Raw genomic sequence first — 22,200 nt, forward strand, 5'->3', positions numbered from 1 at the left:
CCTGCGGATGCCCGCCCTGCGGTGCGTCGCCGAACAGGTGTAACTGGCTGCACGAAGCCTCTCGCGAAAAGACGGGAACTTCATATCCACCACCTGGGACGCGTGCTTCGAGCATTGGCCAGGCAGCAAATGGGATGGCGGCGACATGCTTGGGCCTTCAGCGCATATCGACACGTTCACGCGCGATCACCTGCCGCCGCCGGATCAATGGCCGGATTTCCTGCTCGACGGCTTCGACTACCCCGAACGTCTCAACGCCGGCGTCGAATTGACCGACAGGCTGGTCGAGAAGGGTCTTGGCGATCACACCGCCCTCATCGGCAATGGCCGCCGCCGCACCTATAAGGAACTGTCCGACTGGACGAACAGGCTGGCGCACGCGCTGGTCGAGAATTACGGCGTCAAGCCGGGCAACCGTGTGCTGATCCGCTCCGCCAACAACCCGGCAATGGTCGCCTGCTGGCTGGCCGCCACCAAGGTCGGCGCGGTCGTCGTCAACACCATGCCGATGCTGCGCGCCGGCGAACTCACCAAGATCGTCGACAAGGCGGAAATCACCATCGCGCTCTGCGACACCAGGCTGATGGACGAGATGACCGCCTGCGCCAAGGACAGCGCTTTCCTGAAGCAGGTGATCGGCTTTGACGGCACCGCCAACCATGATGCCGAACTCGACCGCGCCGCGCTCGACAAGCCGGTCACCTTCACCGCCGTCAACACCGGCCGCGACGATGTCGCCCTGCTCGGCTTCACTTCCGGCACGACGGGCGTGCCGAAGGCGACCATGCATTTCCACCGCGACCTCCTGATCATCGCCGACGCCTATGCCCGCGAAATCCTCCAGGTGACGCCGGACGACATTTTCGTCGGCTCCCCGCCGCTCGCCTTCACCTTCGGCCTTGGCGGCCTCGCCATCTTCCCCTTGCGCTTCGGCGCGGCGGCAACGTTGCTGGAGCAGGCAACGCCACCCAACATGATCCACATCATCGAGACCTACAAGGCGACCATTTCTTTCACCGCGCCGACCGCTTATCGCGCCATGCTTAAGGCCATGGATGAAGGCGCCGATCTTTCATCGCTGCGCGTCGCCGTTTCGGCCGGCGAGACCTTGCCGGCTCCAGTCTTCGAAGAGTGGACGCAGAAGACCGGCAAGCCGATCCTCGACGGCATCGGCGCCACCGAAATGCTGCACATCTTCATCTCCAACCGTTTCGACGACAGGAAGCCTGCGTCGACCGGCAAGCCGGTCGGCGGCTATGAGGCGCGCATCGTCGACGACGCGATGCGCGAGGTGCCGCGCGGCGAGACCGGACGGCTGGCGGTGCGCGGCCCGACCGGCTGCCGCTACATGGCCGACGACAGGCAGAAGGAGTATGTCCGCGACGGCTGGAACCTGACCGGCGACACGTTCGCCCAGGACGAAGACGGCTTCTTCCATTTCGCCGCGCGTTCCGACGATATGATCGTCAGCGCCGGCTACAACATTGCCGGGCCAGAAGTCGAGGCGGCGTTGCTGTCGCATCCCGATGTCGCCGAATGCGCCGTCATCGGCGCCGAGGATGGCGAACGCGGCCAGATCGTCGAGGCGCATGTCGTGCTGGTGCAAGGCGTGGCGCCCGACGCGCTGACCGTCAAGCGCCTGCAGGACCACGTCAAGGCGACGATCGCGCCCTACAAATATCCACGCTCGGTCAAATTCATCGCCGCTTTGCCCAAGACCCAGACCGGCAAGATCCAGCGTTTCCGGCTGCGCACGGAGAAAATCAATTGAGCGAGCCCTACGATCCGGCGTCCGAAGGCGCACAGATGTCGTTCAAGGAGCGCATGTCCTACAGCGACTATCTGCACCTGGAAAAAGTGCTCGACGCGCAGACGCCGCTGTCGTCGGCGCATGACGAGATGCTGTTCATCATCCAGCACCAGACTTCGGAACTCTGGATGAAGCTCGCTTTGCACGAGATCGGTGCCGCGATCCGCTCCATTCGCGCAGACCGGCTGGAGCCGAGCTTCAAGATGCTGTCGCGTGTCGCCCGCATTTTCGAGCAGCTCAACAATGCCTGGGACGTGCTGCGCACGATGACGCCAAGCGAATACACCGAGTTCCGCGACGCGCTCGGCCAGTCCTCCGGCTTCCAGTCCTGGCAATACCGCGCCATCGAGTTCATGGCGGGCAACCGCAATTCGGCGATGCTCGGCCCCCACAAGCACCGGCCGGACCTCACCGACAAGCTGGAGGCGATCCTGGCCGAGCCGTCCCTCTATGATGAAGCGCTGCTGCTTCTGGCGCGCAACGGGTTCGACATCGGCGCCGACGCCAGGCGCACGGACTGGCGCGAGACGCGCAGCGAAAACGAAGAAGTCCTGGTCGCCTGGCAGACCGTCTACCGCGATCCGCAGCGCTACTGGATGTTCTATGAACTGGCCGAGAAGCTGGTCGATTTCGAGGATTATTTCCGCCGCTGGCGCTTCAACCATGTCACCACGGTGGAGCGCATCATCGGCCTGAAGCGCGGCACCGGCGGCACGTCAGGCGCTTCCTACCTGAAGAAGATGCTCGAGGTCGTGCTGTTTCCCGAACTGTGGACGGTCCGCACCCGGCTTTGACTTCTCAGGTAACCGCCGTCTTGACCGCGAAACGCGCTTCCTGCCAGGCGCCGGTGCGCAGGATGTTCTCAAGCACCTCGACCGCCTGCCAGACGTCCTTGTAGCCGACATAGAGCGGCGTGAAGCCGAAGCGGATGGTTGACGGCGCACGGAAATCGCCGATCACGCCGCGCTCGATCAAGGCCCGCATCACCTGGTAGCCGTTGGGATGGAGGAACGACACCTGGCTGCCACGCGCGTTGCCGTCGCGCGGACCTTCGAGTTCGAGGCCGTGGGCGCCACATCTGGCTTCGACGAGCTGGATGAACAGGTCGGTGAGCGCGATGCTCTTCTTGCGCACCGCCGCCATGTCGACATCGTCCCAGATGTCCAGAGCCCCTTTCAGCGCCCGCATCGACAGCACCGGCTGCGTGCCGCACAGGAACCGGCGGATGCCGCTGCCCGCAGTGTAGCTTTGTTCGAAAGCAAAGGGCCGCGCATGGCCCCACCAGCCGCTCAGCGGCTGATGGACATCGTCGTGATGGCGATTCGCGGCATAGATGAAGGCCGGCGCACCCGGACCGCCATTGAGATATTTGTAGGTGCAGCCGATGGCGAAATCGGCATTCGCGGCATCGAGCTCGACCGGCAATGCGCCGGCGGTGTGGCAGAGATCCCAGACGATCAGCGCGCCGACCTGATGGGCCTTGCATGTCAGTGCGGCCATGTCGCGCAATTGTCCGGTTTTGTAATTGACGTGGTTGACCAGGATGACCGCGACGCGCTCATCGATCAGCTCTTCGATGGTTGGCGCGTCGACGCCTTCGAGCCGCAGCACCGTGCCCGGCCGCGTCGAGGCCACGCCTTCGGCCATGTAGAGATCGGTCGGGAAACTGTCGCCCTCGGCGACGATGACCGAGCGGTTCGGGCGCATGGCAAGGGCAGCATGCAGCACCTTGTAGATGTTGATCGAGGTCGTGTCGCAGACCACCGTCTGGCCGGCAGCGGCGCCGATCAGACGTCCGAGCTGGTCGCCGAGCGCGACCGGCATGTCGAACCAGCCGGCGGTGTTCCAGGCACGGATCAGGTCCTGCGCCCATTCCTGCGTCGCCGCCTTCTGCAGTTCGTTGAAGACGGCGGGCGCCGCGGCACCCAGCGAATTGCCGTCGAGATAGATCACACCTTCGGGCAAAATGAACCGGTCGCGCATGGCACGCAGCGGATCCGCCGCATCCATGGCTTCGACTGCCGCGAGATCGATCATTGCATGCATGATTTGTGACATTCCCTGGTTATTCACGGATCGCCTCGCGCGCGGGCGCGGGTCCCCGGCTGCGCTTGAGGCTGGGCAGAGCAAGCATGGCGAGCACGAACAGGCCGGTGGCGAGCTTCAGGTCGGGAGGCGGCATGCCGGCGGCGAGGCAGAACGACACCAGCTGGTAGTAGATGATCGCGCCGGCAAAGGGCGCCAGCAGCTGGCGCCAGACCGTCTGCTTGCCGACGACCGCCTCGCCGATCATCAGCGCGGCAAGGCCGTTGATGAGGATGCCCAGCCCCATATTGACGTCGGCAAATCCTTGCGACTGCACCATCAGCGCGCCGCTCGAGGCCGAAAACGCGCTCGCCAGTCCGACGCCGCCTATGGTCGCCGCCCAGACATTGATGCCCTGCGCCTCGGCCATGTCGGGATTGGCGCCGACAGCGCGCACGGCGGTCCCCTTCTCTGTCCTGAAGAACATGTAGAGCGCGGCGAAGACGACGAGCGCGAGAAGGCCGGCGACGACGATCTTGCTGGCCGGAAAGCCCGGCCGCGCAAACGGCACCCAATCGAACACCGTGGGCGAGCCGAAGACGGAGAGGTTGGACTTGCCCATGATGCGAAGGTTGATGCTGTAGAGCATCGTCATCATCAGGATACCGGCCAGCAGCGTGTGGATGCGGAAGCGCAGATGGATGAAGGCGGTGCAGCAACCCGCCGCGAAGCCCGCCGCGAATGCGACGGCGATGCAGGTCAGCGGCGATACGCCGGCAGCCAGAAGCACGCCGCAGACGCAGCCGCCCAGCGGGAAAGCGCCTTCGCTGGTGAGATCGGGGAAGTTCAGCATGCGGAACGGGATCATGATGCCGAGCACGACAAAGGCCAGGATCAGGCTCTGCGCCAGGGTGACCGGCATGATCGCGACGAAGCTGGTGAGAACCTCCTGAACAAAGCCCATGATGATCAGCTCGCCAGCAACATGCGGTCGGTCTTGACGGAAAAATGGCCGATCAGATCGATAACCGTGACCTTCGCCTTCTCCTCGCCGGCAACCTCCAGCAGGACCCGGCCCGCATCGAGCATGATGACCCGGCTGCCATAGTCGACCGCGTGCTGCATGTTGTGGGTCACCATCAGCGTGGTCAGCTTCAGTGCGTTGACGGCGCGCACCGTCGCCTGCATGACGATCTCGGCCGTGCGTGGATCGAGTGCCGCCGTATGCTCGTCGAGCAGCAGCAGATCGGGCGATCCGCCAACGGCCATGATCAGTGACAGCGACTGACGCTGCCCGCCCGACAGCAGGTCGACGCGGGTGTCGAGACGATTTTCAAGGCCGAGGCCCAATATCGACAGGCGTTCCTTGTAGGATGCGAGCCTCGCAGCGTTCAGCCCTTGCCGCAGCGTGCGTTTCTGGCTGCGCAGATCGGCCAGCAGCATGTTCTCTGCCACGGTCATGCTGGCGGCGGTGCCGCGCATCGGATCCTGGAAGACGCGCGCGAGTCTTGTGGCGCGCTTGTGCACCGGCATGGCCGTCACGTCGGCACCGTTGATCAGGATCTTGCCGGAATCCAGGACGAGAGCTCCGGAAATGGCATTGAGCATGCTGCTCTTGCCGGCGCCGTTGGAGCCGATGACGATGCCGAACTCGCCGGTGGCCAATGACAGGCTAAGGCCGTCCAGCGCGACCTTCTCGTCGGCCTGGCCCTTGTAGAACACTTTGCGCGCGGATCGGATCTCGAGCATCGTTCCTCCCTGGCGTGAAGGGCGACGGCGCCAACGCCGTCACCCCGTAGCCCGATGTCAGTCGACGATGCATCCGCAATCGGCCATCGAAGCGGGTATCTCGATGCCGAACGCGGCCATCGCCTTGCGGGAGATCGTTGCCATGTGATCCTCATAGGCCGGACGCGACGGCGCGATCGTCTTGGGATCCTTGCCCTTGAGGATCTCGGCGGCGATGTTACCGGCGTTGACGCCGACCTGCGTGTAGTTGACCGCGAAGCTTGCCGGTACGGTGCCGTTGCGGACCGCGCTGTCATCGGAGTTGACGACGGGGATGCCGGCCTGGCGGGCAGCCGCCGAGACCGCGGCAATCGCCGGCTGGATCAGGTTCGAAGCCGGGCCGTAGATCACGTCGACCTTGCCGGCGAGCGAAGCGATGCGCTGCTGGATGTCATTGACGTTGTCGACGCCGACTTCCACGACTTCGAAGCCGGCGGCGGGCGCCGCTGCCTTGATCTTTTCGATCAGGGCAACGTCATTGGCCTCGCCTGGATTGTAAGGCACGCCGAAGCGTTTGGCGTTCGGCAGCAGCTTCTTGGTGAAGGCCATCACCGCGGCGACATCCTGCAGATCGCTGGCGCCGGTCATGCCGTCGTCTCCTGCGTCCCATGACGGCACCAGCTTGGCCGCCACCGGATCGGTGACCGCGGCGAAAACGATTGGAATGCCGGAACCGGCGAGCGCCTTCTTGGCGATCTGCGAGACGGGCGTAGTGATGGTGTAGATCAGCTTGGGCTGCTCGGCCTGCAGCTTGGCGATCATTTGCGGCACCAGCGATGCATCGAAATTGGTGTGGCTTTCGGTGTAGACGACGTCCTTGCCCTCGGCAAAACCGTTGTCCGTCAATGCCTTCTTGAAGCCGGCTATGGCGGCGTTGAGCTGCGGATGCTCGCCGAAATTGGCGATGCCGATGCGTATCTGATCAGCCGCGGCGCTGCCGGCGCTGACCATCAATGCGCCTGCCAGGGCCAGTCCCGACAGCCAAGCGGACTTCGACTTCAACATCATTTCCTCCCAGATTTGATCAGCGCCGCTCACAGGCGGCAACTGCGGCGATCATGGTCAGTCCCCCGCCATGTGTCAAACATTATATATAATTCTTGCCATGCCTCCCCATGATATATAATTTTTGCAAGCCTGGTGATGGACGGACGGCGATGCAGGATCAGAACAGTTCCACGAAGACCGAGGCGGCCTATCAGTTGCTGCGGCGCGATATCCTGACCACCCGTCTCATGCCGGGGGCGCCGCTGAAGCTGAGCGCGCTGCGCGGCACATACGGCGTCGGCTGGACGCCGCTGCGGGAAGCCCTGTCCCGCCTAGAAGCCGAGCGCCTGGTCACCGCCATCAGCAATCGCGGCTTTACCGTCGCCCCCGTGTCGCGCGCCGAGCTCGAGGACTTGGCGCGCTCGCGGATGGTTGTCGAAATGCCGCTGTTCCTGGAATCGATCGCGAATGGCGGCAGGGAATGGGAGGACGCGGTCGTCACCGCCCACTACCGGCTCTCCCGTTGCAAGACCGCGGTCGACGACCCTTCCGATGCGGCCGTCGACAAGTGGGACGAGAGCCACGAGGCCTTCCACGCGGCGCTGCTCAGCGCGGCGACATCCAACTGGCTTTTGCGCTTCCGCTCGACGATCGCCGATCAGTTGCGGCGGCATCATCGGTTTCTCGGCCTGGCGCCGACATTGCGGGCGGCGGCCGGCCTCAAGGATGGCTATGGCGAGGCAATGGACGCCTTGCGCGAGGCGATCGCGATCGAGCATCACACCGCGATCATGGAAGCGGCGCTCGATCGCGACGTCGAGCGGGCAAAGGCGCTGATGACGGCGCATATCGGCTACACGCTTCATGTCTATGTCCACAGCGAAGACAACGGCGCCAACACCTACGCCGCACGCGCCGGCAGTCTGAAAGCGGTTTCCGGATGACGCTGCCGCGGCGTCCGACACTTGACGAGATCGTCGCGGCCCGTGACCGGCTGCGCGCCTGGCTGCCGCGCACGCCGCTGCTGCGCACTGATCTCGGCCGGCCCGATCAGCTTATATTTCTCAAGCTCGAGACATTGTCGCCCATCGGCGCCTTCAAGATCAGGCCGGCGCTCAATGCCTTGCTTTGCCGCGACGCCGATGAACTCAGGCACGGCGTGTCGACCATCAGTTCCGGCAACATGGCATATGGAATGGCCTGGGCGGCAAAGGCGCTTGGCGTTCCGATGGTCGCCTACATGTATGCCGATGCGCCCCGGACCAAGATCGACGGGGTCCGCCGCCTTGGTGGCGACGTGCGTTTCGTCTCGCACGAGACATGGTGGCGCTACATAGTCGGAACCGAACGGCCCGATGGCGCCGAGCTTCTCGTGAACCCGGTCACCGATCAGGCGGTGCTTGCCGGCAACGGAACCATTGGCCTGGAGATTGTCGAAGATCTGCCCGATGTCGATTGCGTGCTGACACCCTATGGCGGCGGGAGCATGACGTCAGGCGTCGCCAGTGCGGTCAAGGCGATGCGAGGCCAGGCCAAGGTTTTCGCGGTCGAGGACGAGAGCGCCGCTCCGGTCACGGCGGCATTGGCGGCCGGACGCATTGTCGAGATTGAGACGCGTCCCTCCTTCATCAAGAGCATAGGCGGCCCGTCGCTGGTACCCGGCCTGTGGCCATTGGCAAATCAGCTGATCGACGGCGCCATCGCCGTCAGCCCCGAGCAGGTCACGGAAGCGATGCGCCTGTTGTTCTCGAAGGCAAAGATCGTGGCCGAAGGTGCCGGTGCCGCCTCGCTCGCCGCCGCTCTGCGCAGCGAGCACGCAACGGGCAATGTTGTCTGCGTTATCTCCGGCGGCAATATCGATGCCGGCGCCTATGCGCAGGTATTGGCCGGCGCGGTGCCGGAAGCCTGAATGCGTTCTATTCCCGGATAGCCAGCGATGGTTGGCGTTTTGGTTTCGTTTCGTTCCGCTGGAAATGGATCGATACACCGTTCAAATTCGCCCCGCGGACGCCTCTCAAACGCCTGATGCCAAAGCGCACCCTGGGGTAGGCCACAGGCCATTAACCAAAATAATTTCAATGCATGTGCCGATGGCGCCGTGGTCGCTTGCCCCCTGCTGCCGGGGGCCAGATAATTTCTGAGGCCTTAACAAATTCATTAAACTTTAAACAGTTGCGGAACACAACTGGAACAGATAGTGTTTGTTCTGGGTTTGTTTTTCGATTCTGGTTCACACCCTTCGTTCAATGCCTTGGGGGCCGCCATGCTGACACGCAAGCAACATGAACTGCTGATGTTCATTCATGAACGGCTCAAGGAAAGTGGCATTCCGCCTTCCTTCGACGAGATGAAGGAAGCGCTCGATCTCGCCTCCAAGTCAGGCATCCATCGCCTGATCACGGCACTGGAGGAACGCGGCTTCATTCGCCGGCTGCCCAACCGGGCGCGGGCGCTGGAGGTGCTGCGGCTGCCGGATTCGATCGCGCCGGGTCTCAACGCGGCAAAGAAATTCTCGCCGAGCGTCATCCAGGGTAGTCTCGGTCAGGGCGGCCTCGGCCGCCAGATCAAGCCGGCGCCGTCGCGCTTGCCGGCGGCCGGCAATGACGACGACGCGGTATCCGCCGTTTCGATCCCGGTGATGGGCCGCATCGCCGCCGGTGTGCCGATCGATGCCATCCAGCACCAGACGCATTCGATCTCGGTGCCGCCGGACATGATCATGGGCGGCGAGCACTATGCGCTGGAAGTCAAGGGCGACTCGATGATCGAGGCCGGCATCTTCGATGGCGACACGGTCATTATCCGCAATGCCAACACGGCAAGCCCGGGCGAGATCGTCGTGGCGCTGGTCGACGAGGAGGAAGCAACCTTGAAGCGGTTCCGCCGCAAGGGCGCCTCGATCGCCCTTGAAGCCGCCAACCCAGCCTACGAGACGCGTATCTTCGGACCGGACAGGGTCAAGGTGCAAGGCAAGCTGGTCGGGCTGATCCGGCGTTACTGAGCAGGAGCGGACGGCTTTTCGGGTTTTTGATAGGGCGGCAGCCCCCTCGCCTCGCGTGAAAATTTTCGCTGCTCGTGCCAGGGCCGGTACGGGCCGTCCACCGCGAAGCTGACAATTGGCGGACCGGTCGCCGATTGGCGGTCGAAGAAGACGGCGGCACTGCCCTTGCGGGCCAGTTGCCGTTTGGTGACGACAAGAACCAGCGGATTGTGGCAGGCATTATAGCCCGTCGCGTCATTGACGACGATCAGATCGGCAAAACCGCAGGCCTTCCAGGTGTCCTTGCGGTCTTCGACATGCGCAATGATCGCGCCGGACGGATGCCGGGCAAGACAGACACCGTCCGTGCAATAGAATGGCGCTCCCGGCGGCAGGTTGACCGCATCGGCAATGTCGAATTGCCCGTCCGCCTTGCTGAACATTTCCGGCACGATGATGGTTTCGGATGTCAGCGCGCGTTTCCAGTTGTCGACGGTGAATTCGTTCGGACGAGCCCGGCTGACAGCGAGTTCGCCGCGGCCGATTGGCAGCGCAACCAGCCGCGCATCTTCCGAGATCAGCACATCCGGCGTGCGCGTATCCGACACCGTCAGCAGGCCGGCAAGCGCGAATGGCACGGCCGCGAGCCGCAGCCAGGTCGTCGCCATTGTCGCGATAACCAGTGCGATGGTCACCAGCAGCACGGAGTGCTGGGAAATCAGCCCGACAGCATCGATCGGCGAGCGTTCCGATATCCATGCCGATATGGCGATCATTGCCGTCAGGCCTTTGCCCATCAGGTAAAGGGATGGCGCATCCAATCCGAACGGCATCAGCAACGCACTGGCTACCGCCAGGAACATCACCGCCGTTACGATCGGCATAACGGCCAGATTGGCGAACAGGCTGAGCGGCGACACACGCTGGAAATGCCAGATGGCAAACAGCGCCGTGGCGCAGCCTGCGATGATGGAGGTCATCGCCAACCCGCCCGTCGCCATCAGGAATTTTCGTGTGAGAAAGCCCGGCAAGGACCGCTTTGGCGGTGGCGGTCTCGTCTTTCCCGCATGGTGATCCGCCCAGCCGGCATAGGCACCAACCAAAGCCGCGGTCGCGGCGAACGACATCTGGAAGCTCGGGCCGACCACTTCGTGGGGCGACACCACAATGACGGCGATCGCCGAGATCGCCAGATTGCGCATAGTCAGCGCCGCGCGATCGAACAGGACAGCAATGAGCATTACCGCCAGCATGATAAAGCTGCGCTCGGCGGCAACGACGACGCCGGAAATGACGAGATAGGCCGCGATCGAGAAAAGGGCCGCGGCGGCGGCGTATTTCTTCACCGGCCGACACGCGGAAAAATCCGGAAACAGCGCGAAGGCGCCGCGCAGCAGACCCATGATGGTGCCGGCAACCAGCGCCATATGCAGTCCGGAGATCGAGATGATGTGATAGATGCCGGTGCGCCGCATCGCCTCGTTGATTTCATCGGGAATGCCCGCGCGGACACCAACGATGAGCGCAGCCGCTATCTCGCCTTCGGCACCGCCGACCGTGGCCCTGATGTGGTCGGCAATGGCTTCGCGAGCATTTTCGATCCCTGAGAAAAGCCGGGCCGAGAGCGGCATCTCGTCGTCGGCGGAAACCAGCTTTGGATTGCCGAGAAAGAAGCCGCTGCCGCCAATGCCGGCGAAATAGCTGTCGAATGAGAAATCGTAGCTGTCCGGCCGCACCGGACCGGTCGGCGGCAGCAGTTTGGCGTAGCCCGTGACCATGGAGCCCGCGGTCACTTCCGCCGGAATATTGCGCGCCGAAAGCCGGACCCTTTCCGGCGCATAGCGCAGTGTCGGCCGGGCGGTCGATGTCACGTCGATGGTGAGCCGGATGCGGCCGGTCTCCATGCGGTCGATCGAGACCACGCGGCCGGTCACTTGCGTCGAGATTTCCGAACCCAGCATCTGCGTGCCCGCCCGCCAAGTCTCGACCTTGGCGGCAAGCAGGCCGAGCGCACACAGCAATGCCGCCATGAAGCCCAGATGGGTTTTCGGCCAGGAGCGCGAAACCAGCGCACAGATCGCCATCAGCACGACCACGGCGACAGGTCTTGCAAAATCAGGCTCCACTGCGAGCGAATAGTAGCCGATCGCACCAGCGGCGAGACAGACCGGCACCAGCAGGAAGGCGATGCCTCGATCCAGCTCCAGCTCCGCCGCCATCGCCACGCCATGGCGCAGGCGAGGCAAGGAAACCCGCCCGAGTTGCCGGCGCACACGCACAATCCGGCCCGAGGCAGGTGCCGGAAGTGGCGCCTGGATATCCGCCTGCGACGGCTGACTGCCCGGCGCGGGCACAAGGGGCGATGGCGGCAATGAGGCTGGCGGAGGGATCGCAAACAGGGACCGTTCGCTGACGCCAACGTTGGCGTCCTCGCCCTGTTTTGAGCCCCGGCCTCGTCCAGCCATCGGGTCTGCCCCTTGCACCCCTGACGCCCTATGCTACATGAACGCCGGGCGCGCGAAAGTCCGCGCAGCCGCACCCCGCTTCAGATGGTTTCCGAGAGTTTCATGTCCGACAAGGTCGTCACCCGTTTTGCCCCTTCGCCCACCGGCTATCTGCACATCGGCGGCGCGCGCACGGCGTTGTTCAATTGGCTCTATGCCAAACACACAGGCGGCACGATGCTGCTGCGCATCGAGGACACCGATCGCGAGCGTTCGACCGATGCCGCAACGGCCGCCATCCTGGACGGTCTCACCTGGCTCGGCCTTGGCTGGGACGGCGACGCGGTCTCGCAATTCGAGCGCGCGCCGCGCCACCGTGAGGTCGCCGAGGAACTCGTGCGTCTGGGCAAGGCCTATTACAGCTACGAGACGCCGGCAGAGCTTGAGGCAATGCGCGAGGCAGCACGCGCCAAGGGCCTGCCGCCGCGCTACAACGGCCAGTGGCGCGACCGTGCCCCCTCCGAGGCGCCTGCGGGCGTCAAGGGCGCCATCCGCATCAAGGCGCCGACCGAGGGCGAGACGATCGTCCACGACCGTGTCCAGGGCGAGGTGCGCTTCCCCAACAAGGATCTCGACGACTTCATCATCCTGCGGTCGGACGGCAACCCGACCTACATGCATGCCGTCGTCGTCGACGACCACGACATGGGTGTCACGCACATCATTCGCGGCGACGACCACCTGACCAACGCCGCCCGCCAGACCGTCATCTACAACGCCATGGGCTGGGACGTGCCGTCGATGTCGCACATCCCGCTGATCCATGGCGCCGACGGCGCCAAGCTGTCGAAGCGCCACGGCGCGCTCGGCGTCGAGGCCTATCGGGCCATGGGCTACCTGCCGCAGGCGCTGCTCAACTATCTGGCGCGCCTGGGCTGGAGCCATGGCGACGACGAGATCATGTCGATCAAGGACATGATCTCCTGGTTCGATATCGGCGACGTCAACAAGGGTGCGGCCCGCTTCGACTTCGCCAAGCTGGAAGCGATCAACGGCGCGCATATGCGACGCATGGCCGACGCGGAGCTTTTGGACATCTTCATCGCCACTCTGCCTTATCTCGAGGGTGGTCCGGCGATGGCCGCACGCCTTAACGACACGAACAAGGCGCAGTTGCTGGAGGCCCTTCCAGGCCTCAAGGAGCGCGCCAAGACGCTGGTCGAGCTTGTCGATGGCGCCGCTTTCCTGTTTGCTACGCGCCCGCTGCCGGTCGACGAGAAGGCGGCCCTTCTGCTCAATGACGATGCCCGCAAGATCCTGCGCGGCGCTCACGAAGCTTTGACCGCGCTTGCAAGTGACTGGACGGCTGCCGCTGCAGAGGCCGCGATCCGCGATTATGCGCTGGCCGGTGGCCACAAGCTTGGTGCCGTGGCCCAACCATTGCGGGCCGCGCTGACCGGCAAAAGCACCTCCCCCGGCGTGTTCGACGTGCTTGCCGTGCTTGGGCGCGAGGAAAGCCTGGCGCGCATAGCGGATCAAATCGATTAGGAGCAAACTGGCCCAAGAAGATTGGCATTGAAAGGCGCGTTTCGCAGTGCAACATTAGGCCTTGGCCCAATCTGGCACGCACCTCCTAAAATGCGGTGGCGAATACGCGCATTGCGGTGATTTCGACGTGTCGCTCTGCAGAATTTGCCTTTGCCGGCATGAGGAAACAACAAGGAGTTTGCAATGACCGAAGCTGCGAAAAAACTGGATGTGGGCGGCGCGAACCAAGAGGCAACCGCAACGCTTCAGTTCGCCGGCAAGACCCATGAATTCAAGGTGAGAAGCGGCTCCGTCGGACCCGACGTGATCGACATCGCCTCGCTCTACAGCACGACCGGCGCCTTCACCTACGATCCCGGTTTCACCTCGACCGCAAGCTGCGAATCCGAGATTACCTTCATCGACGGCGACGCCGGTATTCTTCTCCACCGCGGCTATCCGATCGACCAACTGGCCGAGCACGGCGACTTCCTCGAAGTCTGCTATCTCCTGCTCTACGGCGAACTGCCGACCAAGGCGCAAAAGGACGATTTCGACTACCGCGTGACGCGCCACACCATGGTGCACGAGCAGATGTCGCGCTTCTTCACCGGCTTCCGCCGCGACGCGCACCCGATGGCGGTGATGTGCGGCGTGGTCGGCGCGCTGTCGGCCTTCTACCACGACTCCACCGACATCTCCGACCCGTACCAGCGCATGGTCGCCTCCATGCGGCTGATCGCCAAGATGCCGACGATCGCGGCCATGGCCTACAAGTACCACATCGGCCAGCCCTTCATTTACCCGAAGAACGATCTCGGATTCGCGGCAAACTTCCTGCATATGTGCTTCGCGGTGCCGTGCGAGGAGTACAAGATCAACCCGGTGCTGGCACGCGCCATGGAACGCATCTTCATCCTGCACGCCGACCACGAGCAGAATGCCTCGACCTCGACGGTTCGCCTCGCCGGCTCGTCGGGCGCCAACCCGTTCGCCTGCATCGCCGCCGGGATCGCCTGCCTGTGGGGTCCGGCCCATGGCGGCGCCAATGAAGCGGCGCTCAACATGCTGGGCGAGATCGGCCATGTCGATCATATCCCGGAATTCATCGCCCGCGCCAAGGACAAGAACGACCCGTTCCGGCTGATGGGCTTTGGCCACCGCGTCTACAAGAACTACGATCCGCGTGCGAAAATCATGCAGAAGACTGCGCACGAGGTTCTGGGCGAACTCGGCATCAAGGACGATCCGCTGCTCGACATCGCCATGGAACTGGAAAAGATCGCGCTGACCGATCCCTATTTCATCGAGAAGAAACTCTATCCGAATGTCGACTTCTATTCCGGCATCACGCTGAAGGCGCTGGGCTTCCCCACCACCATGTTCACCGTGCTGTTCGCGGTCGCCCGCACCGTCGGCTGGATCGCGCAGTGGAAGGAGATGATCGAGGATCCGCGCCAGAAGATCGGCCGGCCGCGCCAGCTCTACACCGGTGCGCCGGAACGCGACTACGTGCCGATCGCCAAGCGATGATCGAAAAGGCTTGAATCGAAAAAGGCGCCTCTCAGGGCGCCTTTTTTATATGACGAAGCACAACGCCCGCCGCGATCTCGCCTGACGGCTTGTCCGTCGCCATGCGCCGCGCGATCTCCGCAAAACCGTCCTTCTGCCAGGCGCGCATGCCGCTGTCGGCGAACAATGCTTCCAGTTGGCGAGCCAGATTGTTCGCCTTGACGTACTCGTTGTAGAACTCCGGGATGAGCGCGCGATCCGCGATCAGATTGGGCAACAGCGCCGACCAGACGGAAACGAAATAGGGCGCCACGGTGCGTGCGATGGGATCGAGCCTGTAGGACGACACCATCGGCACACCGGCCAAAGCCAGTTCGAGCGATACGGTTCCCGATGCGATCAGCGCGGCATCGGCCTTGCCGAAAGCCTGCCATTTGCGCTGCGGATCAACGATGATTTCGGGTTTCTCGTCCCAACGGTTGACCGAGGCTTTGACGAGGTCGGCGACATGCGGGACCGTCGGCAGCAGCAGACGCAGACGATGTCCGCGCGCGCGCAGCATCGACACGGTCTCGCCGAACGTGTCGATCAGCCGTCGCACCTCATCGCGCCGCGAGCCGGGCAGGACCAGCAATGTCTTGATGCGGTCCTGGGCAAGATCGCGTGGCAGGGCCTGCGCCATCTGGGCGGCAAGCACGCCAGCATCATGCGTAAGGCGGTGCCCGACATAGGTGCCGGGCGGGCCGCCCAGCCGGTCAAGCTCCTTCACCTCGAACGGCAGGATGCAGAGGATATGGTCGACATAGGGCTTCATCGCCACAGCCCTGCCCGGCCGCCAGGCCCAGACGCTCGGGCAGACATAATGGATGATCGGTATCGATGGATTGGACGCCCGCACCTTCCTGGCGACGCGCAAGGAAAAGTCCGGACTGTCGATGGTGATCAGGCAGTCCGGCGTTTCCTCGGCAACGGCCTTGGCCAGTTGGCCGATCCGCCTGACAAGGCGCGGCAGATCGCGCAGGACGGCGCTGAAACCCATCAGCGCGATCTCACCGGCGTCGAAGGGCGACTCCAGGCCCAATTCCCCGAGATGCCGGCCGCCGAGGCCGACGAGCTTTACCTCGCGGCCAGTTGCCTGGCGCAGCGAACGCACGATGTCGGCGCCGAGCAGATCACCCGATTCCTCGCCGGCGACGATCGCAATCTTCAACGCCCTGTCAGCCATGCGCCGGCTCCGCTGCGGCCAGGCCGACGATGAACAGGCCAAGTTCATTGGCGCGCGACAAGGTTGCGGGGCCTTCGAGGATCAGCGAGCGCCCCGCTTCGACGGCAATGCCGGCGAGCCCCGCCGCATGGGCCGCGTCGACCGTCTGTGGCCCTATGGATGGAAGATCAGCGCGCAGTTCCTGACTAGGCTTGGCGCATTTGACCAGGACGCCGCGCGTCTTGCCTGCGATACGGCCATGGCCGCGCAGCAGCCTTGTACGGTCGAGCAATCCGGCCGTTCCCTCGATACCTTCGAGCGCAATGGCCCGGCCGCCGACCGCGATAGCCGCCTGGCCGATATCCAGCGCACCGATGGCCTTCGCCGCTGCAAAGCCTGCCTCGATGTCGCGCCAGTCCGACTTCTGCGGTACCGCTTTGGTCAAGGCCCCTTCGGCGGCGACCAGCTTCGGCACGATTTCGTGGGCGCCCATGACCTTTATCCCTCGGGCTTCGAGACCCCGCGCCACCACCTTCAACAGGCCATCGTCGCCGCGCGCCAGCGCCATGACGACAATCGGTATCACAGCGAGCAGGCTGAGGCTTGGGCGCAGATGCGTCAGTCTTGGCCGGCGCTTGATCTCGCCGGCAAGCACCAGATGGGTGATCCGGTGGCGTTTGAGCAGTGGAACAAGCGAGCCGATCGCCTCCAGGGCAAGCGTTTCATGCTCATAACGGCACAATTCCGACAGACGGTCGGCCTCGCCTTCCATGAGGACGATGAAGGGCGGATAACCCTGCCCGGCCGAGCCGGCCGCGACTTCGACCGGAAGACTGCCGCCGCCGGCGATGATGCCGACCCTGGCATCTGCCGGGAGATCAAGACCGGCAGAAGCGGTCTCAGTCTTCATCATCGGTATCGTCGCCATCGCCGCCCTTGAGCGACGGCACCGCATAGTGCCGCTTGCCGCGACTGCTGATGAAGTCGATGATCTTCATGGCCGTCGGCGAAGAGGCGAACTCGGCCTTGGCGAACTCGATGTTCTCGCCGACGGTGCGGGAGCGGTCGAAAATCGTCCGGTAGGCTTTGCGCAGCAGATAGATTTCGGAACGAGGCAGACCGGCGCGCTTGAGGCCGATGATGTTCAAACCGCGCAAGGAGGCGCGGTTGCCGACGGCAATGGCATAGGGAATGACGTCGCCAACGAAAGCCGAGCACCCGCCAAGAAAGGCGTTGTCGCCGACACGCACGAATTGATGAACGGCACTGAGGCCGCCGATATAAACGTTGTCGCCAATCTCGCAATGGCCGCCCAGCGTCGCGCCATTGGCAAAGGTGGCATTCTTGCCGACAACGCAATCATGGGCGATGTGGGCGTAGGCAAGGAAATTGCCATTGTCGCCCACTGTCGTTTCGCCGCGGCTGGTGTCGGTGCCGACATGCATGGTCACGCCTTCACGGATGGTGCAGTTGGCGCCGATGACCAGCGTCGTGCGACCGCCCTTGTGCTTGGTGTTCTGTGGCGGTGCGCCCAATGTCGCCATCGGATAGACCTTGGTCGAGGCGCCGATTGACGTCGCGCCCATGACCGAGACATGGCTGACCAGTTCGACACCATCGCCGATCACGGCATCGGCGCTGACATGGCAGAACGGCCCTATGCGCACACCCTGGCCGATTTGAGCGCCCTCTTCCACGACGGAGGAGGGATGGATTGAAGTCTCGATTTTCATAAGCACTCGATCGTCAGTCGCCGGTGACCATCATGGCTGAAATCTCGGCCTCGGCCGCCTTGGTGCCATCGACCAGGGCTTCGCAGGCGAATTTGAGCAGGTTGCCGCGCTTCTTGATTTTCTTGACATGGATCTTCAACTGGTCGCCGGGAACGACCGGTTTGCGGAATTTGGCGTTGTCGATGGTCAGGAAATAGACCAGCGACGGCTTTGACGCTCCAAGGCTTCGGATGCAGATGGCGCCCGCCGTCTGCGCCATGGCCTCGACGATCAGCACGCCCGGCATCACCGGCTGCTCCGGGAAATGCCCCTGAAAATGCGGCTCGTTGATGGTGACATTCTTGATGCCAATGGCGGAATCGTCGCCATCGATGTCGACGATGCGGTCGATCATCAGGAAGGGATAGCGGTGCGGCAGGAGCTTCATCAGCCCCATTATGTCGACCGCTTCCAGCGTCGTCGCCGCCACCATATCAGCCATTGTCCTTGCCCTGTTTGCGTGCCCTTGCCATCGTGCGCAACATGGCTATCTCCCGCATGGCTTCCGCCATCGGCTGTGCCGGATAACCGCCCCAGATCTCGCCGGCGGGAACATTGCTCATAAATCCACTTCTGGCGGCAAGCTTGGCTCCTGAGCCGATGGTCAAGTGATCCGCAAGCCCGACGCCGCCGCCCATCGTAACGTTGTCACCCACGACCACGGAACCGGAGATACCTGAAAGTCCAGCCACTATGCAATTGCGACCGATGCGGACGTTATGGGCGATCTGCACGAGATTGTCGATCTTGGTGCCCTGACCGATGATCGTGTCGGACATGGCGCCGCGATCGACGGTGGAATTGGAACCGATCTCGACATCGTCCTGGATGATGACCCGTCCGATCTGGGGAACGCGTTCGGGACCCTTGGCACCGCCGACAAAACCAAAGCCGTCCTGACCGATCCTGGCGCCGCCATGGATGATGACCCGATTGCCGATCAGCGCATACTGGATGCTGGCGCCCGGGCCGACATAGCCGTCGCGGCCGATCTGGCAGGATTGTCCGATGACCGCGTTTGGCGCGATGACAGTGCCGCGGCCGATCGAGACGCCTGGCCCGATGACCACACCGGCCTCGATGATGGCGCCAGCCTCGACATGCGCGGTCGGATCGATATGGGCATGCGGCGAAACACCGGTTTCACCGGTCATTGGACCCGGCGTCGCGGCTGTCGGAAACAGCAGTCGGCCGACCAGCGCGAATGCCTGTTGCGGACGCGGATGAGTCAAAACGGCAACGCCGGACGGCGCCTTGTTGGCAAATTCCGCCGGGCACAGGACCGCGGCCGCACGCAGTGACGGCATCAACGCGGAATTGCGCCTGCCGTCGACGAAGACGAGCGCATTGGCGCCGCCTTCGTTGGCCGGCGCGAGCGCCTCGATCGAAACGTCGGATTGGCCGGAATCGACAAGCACCGAGCCGGTCAGATTCGCGACTTCGGCCGCCGTATACCGGCGTGATGGCGCGAAGAACACCGGATCGGTCATTCCAGAAGCTATATCCAGCTAGGTCGGAACATTTCTCCCGGATCCAAAGGAACCCGGGAGCATCGTTGGCCGCCGATCAGAAGCGGGTCGATATGCCGAAGTTAAATTCCTGCACGTCGTCGCTCGCTTCCTTCTTGACCGGGATCGCATAGTCAATACGGATCGGACCGAACGGCGAGGCCCACATCAAGCCGACACCGACAGAAGCACGCACCTTCATGCCAGTAGAATCTGGATTGACCAAGCCGCTTGCGATCTTGCTGCCATAAAGCGTCGCCGCATCGGCGAACACCGCGCCACGCAGGCCGAAGCTCTCGGGAACGACCGGCAGCGGGAACTGGGCCTCGGCCGAAGCGTTGAAATAGGTAGTGCCGCCCAGATGGTCGCCGCTGGTGTCGCTGGCTACCGGGCCGATACCACCATAGGCAAAGCCGCGGATCATGCGGTCGGTGCTCTGGAAGTGATCGAAGATGCGCAGATCGCCGTCGTTGCCGTAACCCTCGACATGCCCTGCGCCGCCTGAAATGAGGCCGACAAGGTCGAGTTGCTCGGACAGCGTCTGATAGATGCTGCCGCGTCCGGTGATCTTCACGAACTTGGCATCGCCACCGAGACCCGCGACCTCGACGGTCGTGTTGGCATAGATGCCCTCATGAGGGTTCTTCATGTCGTCGATGGTGTTGTAGACCAACCCCAAGCTGACAGACGACTTGATCCAGGGGCTTTGCTCGATACCATCCAGGATGGCCTGGGAAATGTTGCAGGTGCCCTGCGGAACCGCATCCGTGGGACTGCAACTGTTATCGACCTTATACTTCTCCTGAGAGATATTGTACGCCAGCTGGGTCGTGATGCTGTTGGTGATCGGCAGGCCGAAACGGACCGTCGCACCGACGGTGTCGCTGTCGTAGTTGTTGTTGTACTCTCGCGTCGACTTGTAGATGTCGAAGCCGGCTGCGATGCGCCGTCCGAGGAAATACGGCTCGGTGAACGATACGGCGTAGTCGCGCGAATTCTTGCCGCCGCCCGCCGATAGCTTGATGAACTGGCCGCGGCCGAGGAAGTTGCGCTCGGTGATCGAGCCCTCGACGGACGGGCCTGCCGAGTCACCGCCGGTCGAATAACCGGCGCCAACAGAGAATTCACCGGTCGACTTCTCGACCACATCGACCACCAGCACGACCTGGTCGGGCTGCGAGCCGGGCACGGTCGAGATTTCGACTTTGTCAAAATAATTCAGGTCTTCCAGGCGCTTCTTCGCGCGCTGGATGAGCACCTGGTTGAACGCGTCGCCTTCGCTGACATCGAACTCGCGGCGGATGACGTAGTCGCGCGTACGGTCGTTGCCGCGGATCTCGATGCGCTCGATATAGGCCTTGGTGCCCTGATCAACCGTATAGACCACCGAAATCGTGTGGTTTTCGAAGTTGCGGTCGCCGCGCGGCGTCACCTGCGCGAAGGCATAGCCCGAACCAGCCACCTTCTCGGTAAGGGCGATGATGGAGTCTTCGACATCCTTGGCGTTGTAGACATCGCCCTTGCGCGTCTCGACCACCGCTTCCAACGACTTGGAGTCGACTTCCGGGATCGTGCTTTCGACGCTGATATCGCCGAAATTGTAGCGCTCGCCTTCCTGCACGGTGATGGTGACCGTGTACTTGTTCGTCGCGTTGTCGAGTTCGCCGACAGCCGACACGACCTGGAAATCGGCATAGCCGTGATTGTAGTAGAAGCGGCGCAGCAGCTCCTGGTCGGCGCGCAGCTTGTCCTCGTCATAGACGTCGTCGCGCAGGATGAACGACACCCAGGACGAGCGCTTGGTGTTGATCACATCAGACAGACGGCGGCTCGAATAGGCGCTGTTGCCGACGAAATTGATCGCCGCGATCTGCGTACGGTCGCCTTCGGTGATGTGGAACACCACGTTCACGCGGTTGTCGCCGAGTTCCATGACCTGCGTGGTCACGCCGGCATCATCGCGGCCGATGCGCCTGTAAGCGGCCTTGACCGCTTCGACGTCGGAATCGAGCGTCGCCTGCGAGAATGTGCCGCGCGGCTTCAGTTGAACCGCAGCTTCAAGCGCATTGTCCTTGAGCTTCTTGTTGCCCTGGAACAGCACCTGGTTGACGACCTTGTATTCGGCAACCTTGACCACCAGCGTCGAGCCGACCTGGTTGATCTGGACGTCCGAGAACAGGCCGGTGCCGAACAGCGCCTTGACGGCCGCGTCGACGTCGGCGCTGGAGAAGGCTTTGCCCGGCTTGATAGTGATGTAATTGCGGATGGTATCGGCGTCGACACGCTGGTTGCCGCTCACCTCCACCCTGCTGACGACAGCGGCTTCAGCCGCCGATGTAGCAACGAATTGTACTGCGAGCGCACCTGGCACGACCAGAGCGGCGGACAGTGCCGCCGCTGACGCGGCGCTCAGAAACTTGGATGCTGCCTTCATCGGGCTTAATAACCTTTTCTCGTAGTCCCCACGGCGAGAAAACCGGACGTGCGGTAATTTCCCCTACCGTATTAACCGGATTTTCCCTACACGCAAGGCTTCTGGTTAATTTGTATTTACTTAACCCTGGTGCGTGGCTTTCGCGTCACTCATATCCCCGTGCATGGTAAACGGCGTCTCAACATCGACCATGACAAAGCCAAATTTCT

At 63.1% G+C, this 22,200-nt stretch carries 18 protein-coding genes; 7 read left to right on the forward strand and 11 right to left on the reverse strand.

The window, feature by feature from the left end; translation table 11 throughout:
• Window positions 1-145 precede the first annotated feature (145 nt).
• A complete protein-coding gene (locus AC1DPX_RS17245) occupies window positions 146-1,771 on the forward strand; it encodes an AMP-binding protein (RefSeq protein WP_477238351.1) in 1,626 nt (541 codons plus the stop codon).
• Entirely contained in the window at window positions 1,768-2,604 is an 837-nt protein-coding gene (gene kynA / locus AC1DPX_RS17250; RefSeq protein WP_477238353.1) for a tryptophan 2,3-dioxygenase, read from the forward strand. Before AC1DPX_RS17245 ends, kynA begins: the two co-directional genes overlap by 4 nt.
• A 4-nt stretch (window positions 2,605-2,608) precedes the next feature.
• Here the strand turns inward: kynA and kynU are convergent, their stop codons facing one another.
• The 4 genes from kynU to AC1DPX_RS17270 are packed head-to-tail and all read right to left on the reverse strand — an operon-like array spanning window position 2,609 to window position 6,628.
• Entirely contained in the window at window positions 2,609-3,856 is a 1,248-nt protein-coding gene (kynU, locus tag AC1DPX_RS17255; RefSeq protein ID WP_477238355.1) for a kynureninase, read from the reverse strand.
• 19 nt (window positions 3,857-3,875) lie between these two features.
• Window positions 3,876-4,799: an ABC transporter permease gene (locus AC1DPX_RS17260; protein WP_477238357.1), complete on the reverse strand. Its 924-nt coding sequence runs from the start codon at window positions 4,797-4,799 to the stop codon at window positions 3,876-3,878.
• Window positions 4,800-4,804: 5 nt separating this feature from the next.
• The gene (locus AC1DPX_RS17265; RefSeq protein ID WP_477238358.1) at window positions 4,805-5,584 is read right to left on the reverse strand and encodes an ABC transporter ATP-binding protein; all 780 of its coding nucleotides are present in this window, start codon (window positions 5,582-5,584) and stop codon (window positions 4,805-4,807) included.
• A gap of 57 nt (window positions 5,585-5,641) precedes the next feature.
• Window positions 5,642-6,628, reverse strand: a complete 987-nt coding sequence (locus tag AC1DPX_RS17270; protein WP_477238360.1) for an ABC transporter substrate-binding protein — start codon at window positions 6,626-6,628, stop codon at window positions 5,642-5,644.
• A 152-nt stretch (window positions 6,629-6,780) separates the two neighbouring features.
• Here AC1DPX_RS17270 and AC1DPX_RS17275 point away from each other — a divergent pair, with 152 nt between their 5' ends.
• The 3 genes from AC1DPX_RS17275 (at window position 6,781) to lexA (ending at window position 9,611) form a co-directional block, all read left to right on the forward strand.
• Window positions 6,781-7,554, forward strand: coding sequence for a GntR family transcriptional regulator (locus tag AC1DPX_RS17275; protein WP_477238361.1), 774 nt, complete (start codon window positions 6,781-6,783; stop codon window positions 7,552-7,554).
• Entirely contained in the window at window positions 7,551-8,519 is a 969-nt protein-coding gene (locus tag AC1DPX_RS17280) for a pyridoxal-phosphate dependent enzyme (RefSeq protein WP_477238363.1), read from the forward strand. Before AC1DPX_RS17275 ends, AC1DPX_RS17280 begins: the two co-directional genes overlap by 4 nt.
• A gap of 354 nt (window positions 8,520-8,873) precedes the next feature.
• Window positions 8,874-9,611 (forward strand): transcriptional repressor LexA, encoded by a 738-nt coding sequence (lexA, locus tag AC1DPX_RS17285; RefSeq protein ID WP_202354355.1) that lies wholly within the window; start codon window positions 8,874-8,876, stop codon window positions 9,609-9,611.
• Here lexA and AC1DPX_RS17290 read toward each other — a convergent pair.
• Window positions 9,605-12,055 (reverse strand): ComEC/Rec2 family competence protein, encoded by a 2,451-nt coding sequence (locus tag AC1DPX_RS17290; RefSeq protein ID WP_477238365.1) that lies wholly within the window; start codon window positions 12,053-12,055, stop codon window positions 9,605-9,607. The genes lexA and AC1DPX_RS17290 overlap by 7 nt on opposite strands.
• A gap of 102 nt (window positions 12,056-12,157) precedes the next feature.
• Here AC1DPX_RS17290 and gltX point away from each other — a divergent pair, with 102 nt between their 5' ends.
• Together gltX and gltA are read left to right on the forward strand one after the other, a co-directional pair.
• A complete protein-coding gene (gltX, locus tag AC1DPX_RS17295) occupies window positions 12,158-13,582 on the forward strand; it encodes a glutamate--tRNA ligase (protein WP_477238367.1) in 1,425 nt (474 codons plus the stop codon).
• 183 nt (window positions 13,583-13,765) lie between these two features.
• A complete protein-coding gene (gene gltA, locus AC1DPX_RS17300) occupies window positions 13,766-15,094 on the forward strand; it encodes a citrate synthase (RefSeq protein WP_019858188.1) in 1,329 nt (442 codons plus the stop codon).
• Window positions 15,095-15,125: 31 nt separating this feature from the next.
• Here the strand turns inward: gltA and lpxB are convergent, their stop codons facing one another.
• The 6 genes from lpxB to bamA form a co-directional block, all read right to left on the reverse strand.
• A complete protein-coding gene (lpxB, locus tag AC1DPX_RS17305) occupies window positions 15,126-16,298 on the reverse strand; it encodes a lipid-A-disaccharide synthase (RefSeq protein WP_477238369.1) in 1,173 nt (390 codons plus the stop codon).
• Entirely contained in the window at window positions 16,291-17,205 is a 915-nt protein-coding gene (locus tag AC1DPX_RS17310; RefSeq protein ID WP_477238371.1) for an LpxI family protein, read from the reverse strand. Before AC1DPX_RS17310 ends, lpxB begins: the two co-directional genes overlap by 8 nt.
• The gene (gene lpxA / locus AC1DPX_RS17315) at window positions 17,177-18,010 is read right to left on the reverse strand and encodes an acyl-ACP--UDP-N-acetylglucosamine O-acyltransferase (RefSeq protein WP_202354350.1); all 834 of its coding nucleotides are present in this window, start codon (window positions 18,008-18,010) and stop codon (window positions 17,177-17,179) included. The genes AC1DPX_RS17310 and lpxA overlap by 29 nt, the downstream gene beginning before the upstream one ends.
• A gap of 13 nt (window positions 18,011-18,023) precedes the next feature.
• Window positions 18,024-18,491, reverse strand: a complete 468-nt coding sequence (gene fabZ / locus AC1DPX_RS17320) for a 3-hydroxyacyl-ACP dehydratase FabZ (RefSeq protein ID WP_202354349.1) — start codon at window positions 18,489-18,491, stop codon at window positions 18,024-18,026.
• On the reverse strand, window positions 18,484-19,539 hold the full coding sequence (lpxD, locus tag AC1DPX_RS17325; RefSeq protein WP_202354348.1) for a UDP-3-O-(3-hydroxymyristoyl)glucosamine N-acyltransferase: 1,056 nt from the start codon (window positions 19,537-19,539) through the stop codon (window positions 18,484-18,486). Before lpxD ends, fabZ begins: the two co-directional genes overlap by 8 nt.
• Window positions 19,540-19,615: 76 nt before the next feature.
• A complete protein-coding gene (bamA, locus tag AC1DPX_RS17330) occupies window positions 19,616-21,991 on the reverse strand; it encodes an outer membrane protein assembly factor BamA (protein WP_477238373.1) in 2,376 nt (791 codons plus the stop codon).
• Window positions 21,992-22,200 lie beyond the last annotated feature (209 nt).

The organism is Mesorhizobium sp. 01N446, from assembly GCF_056399285.1.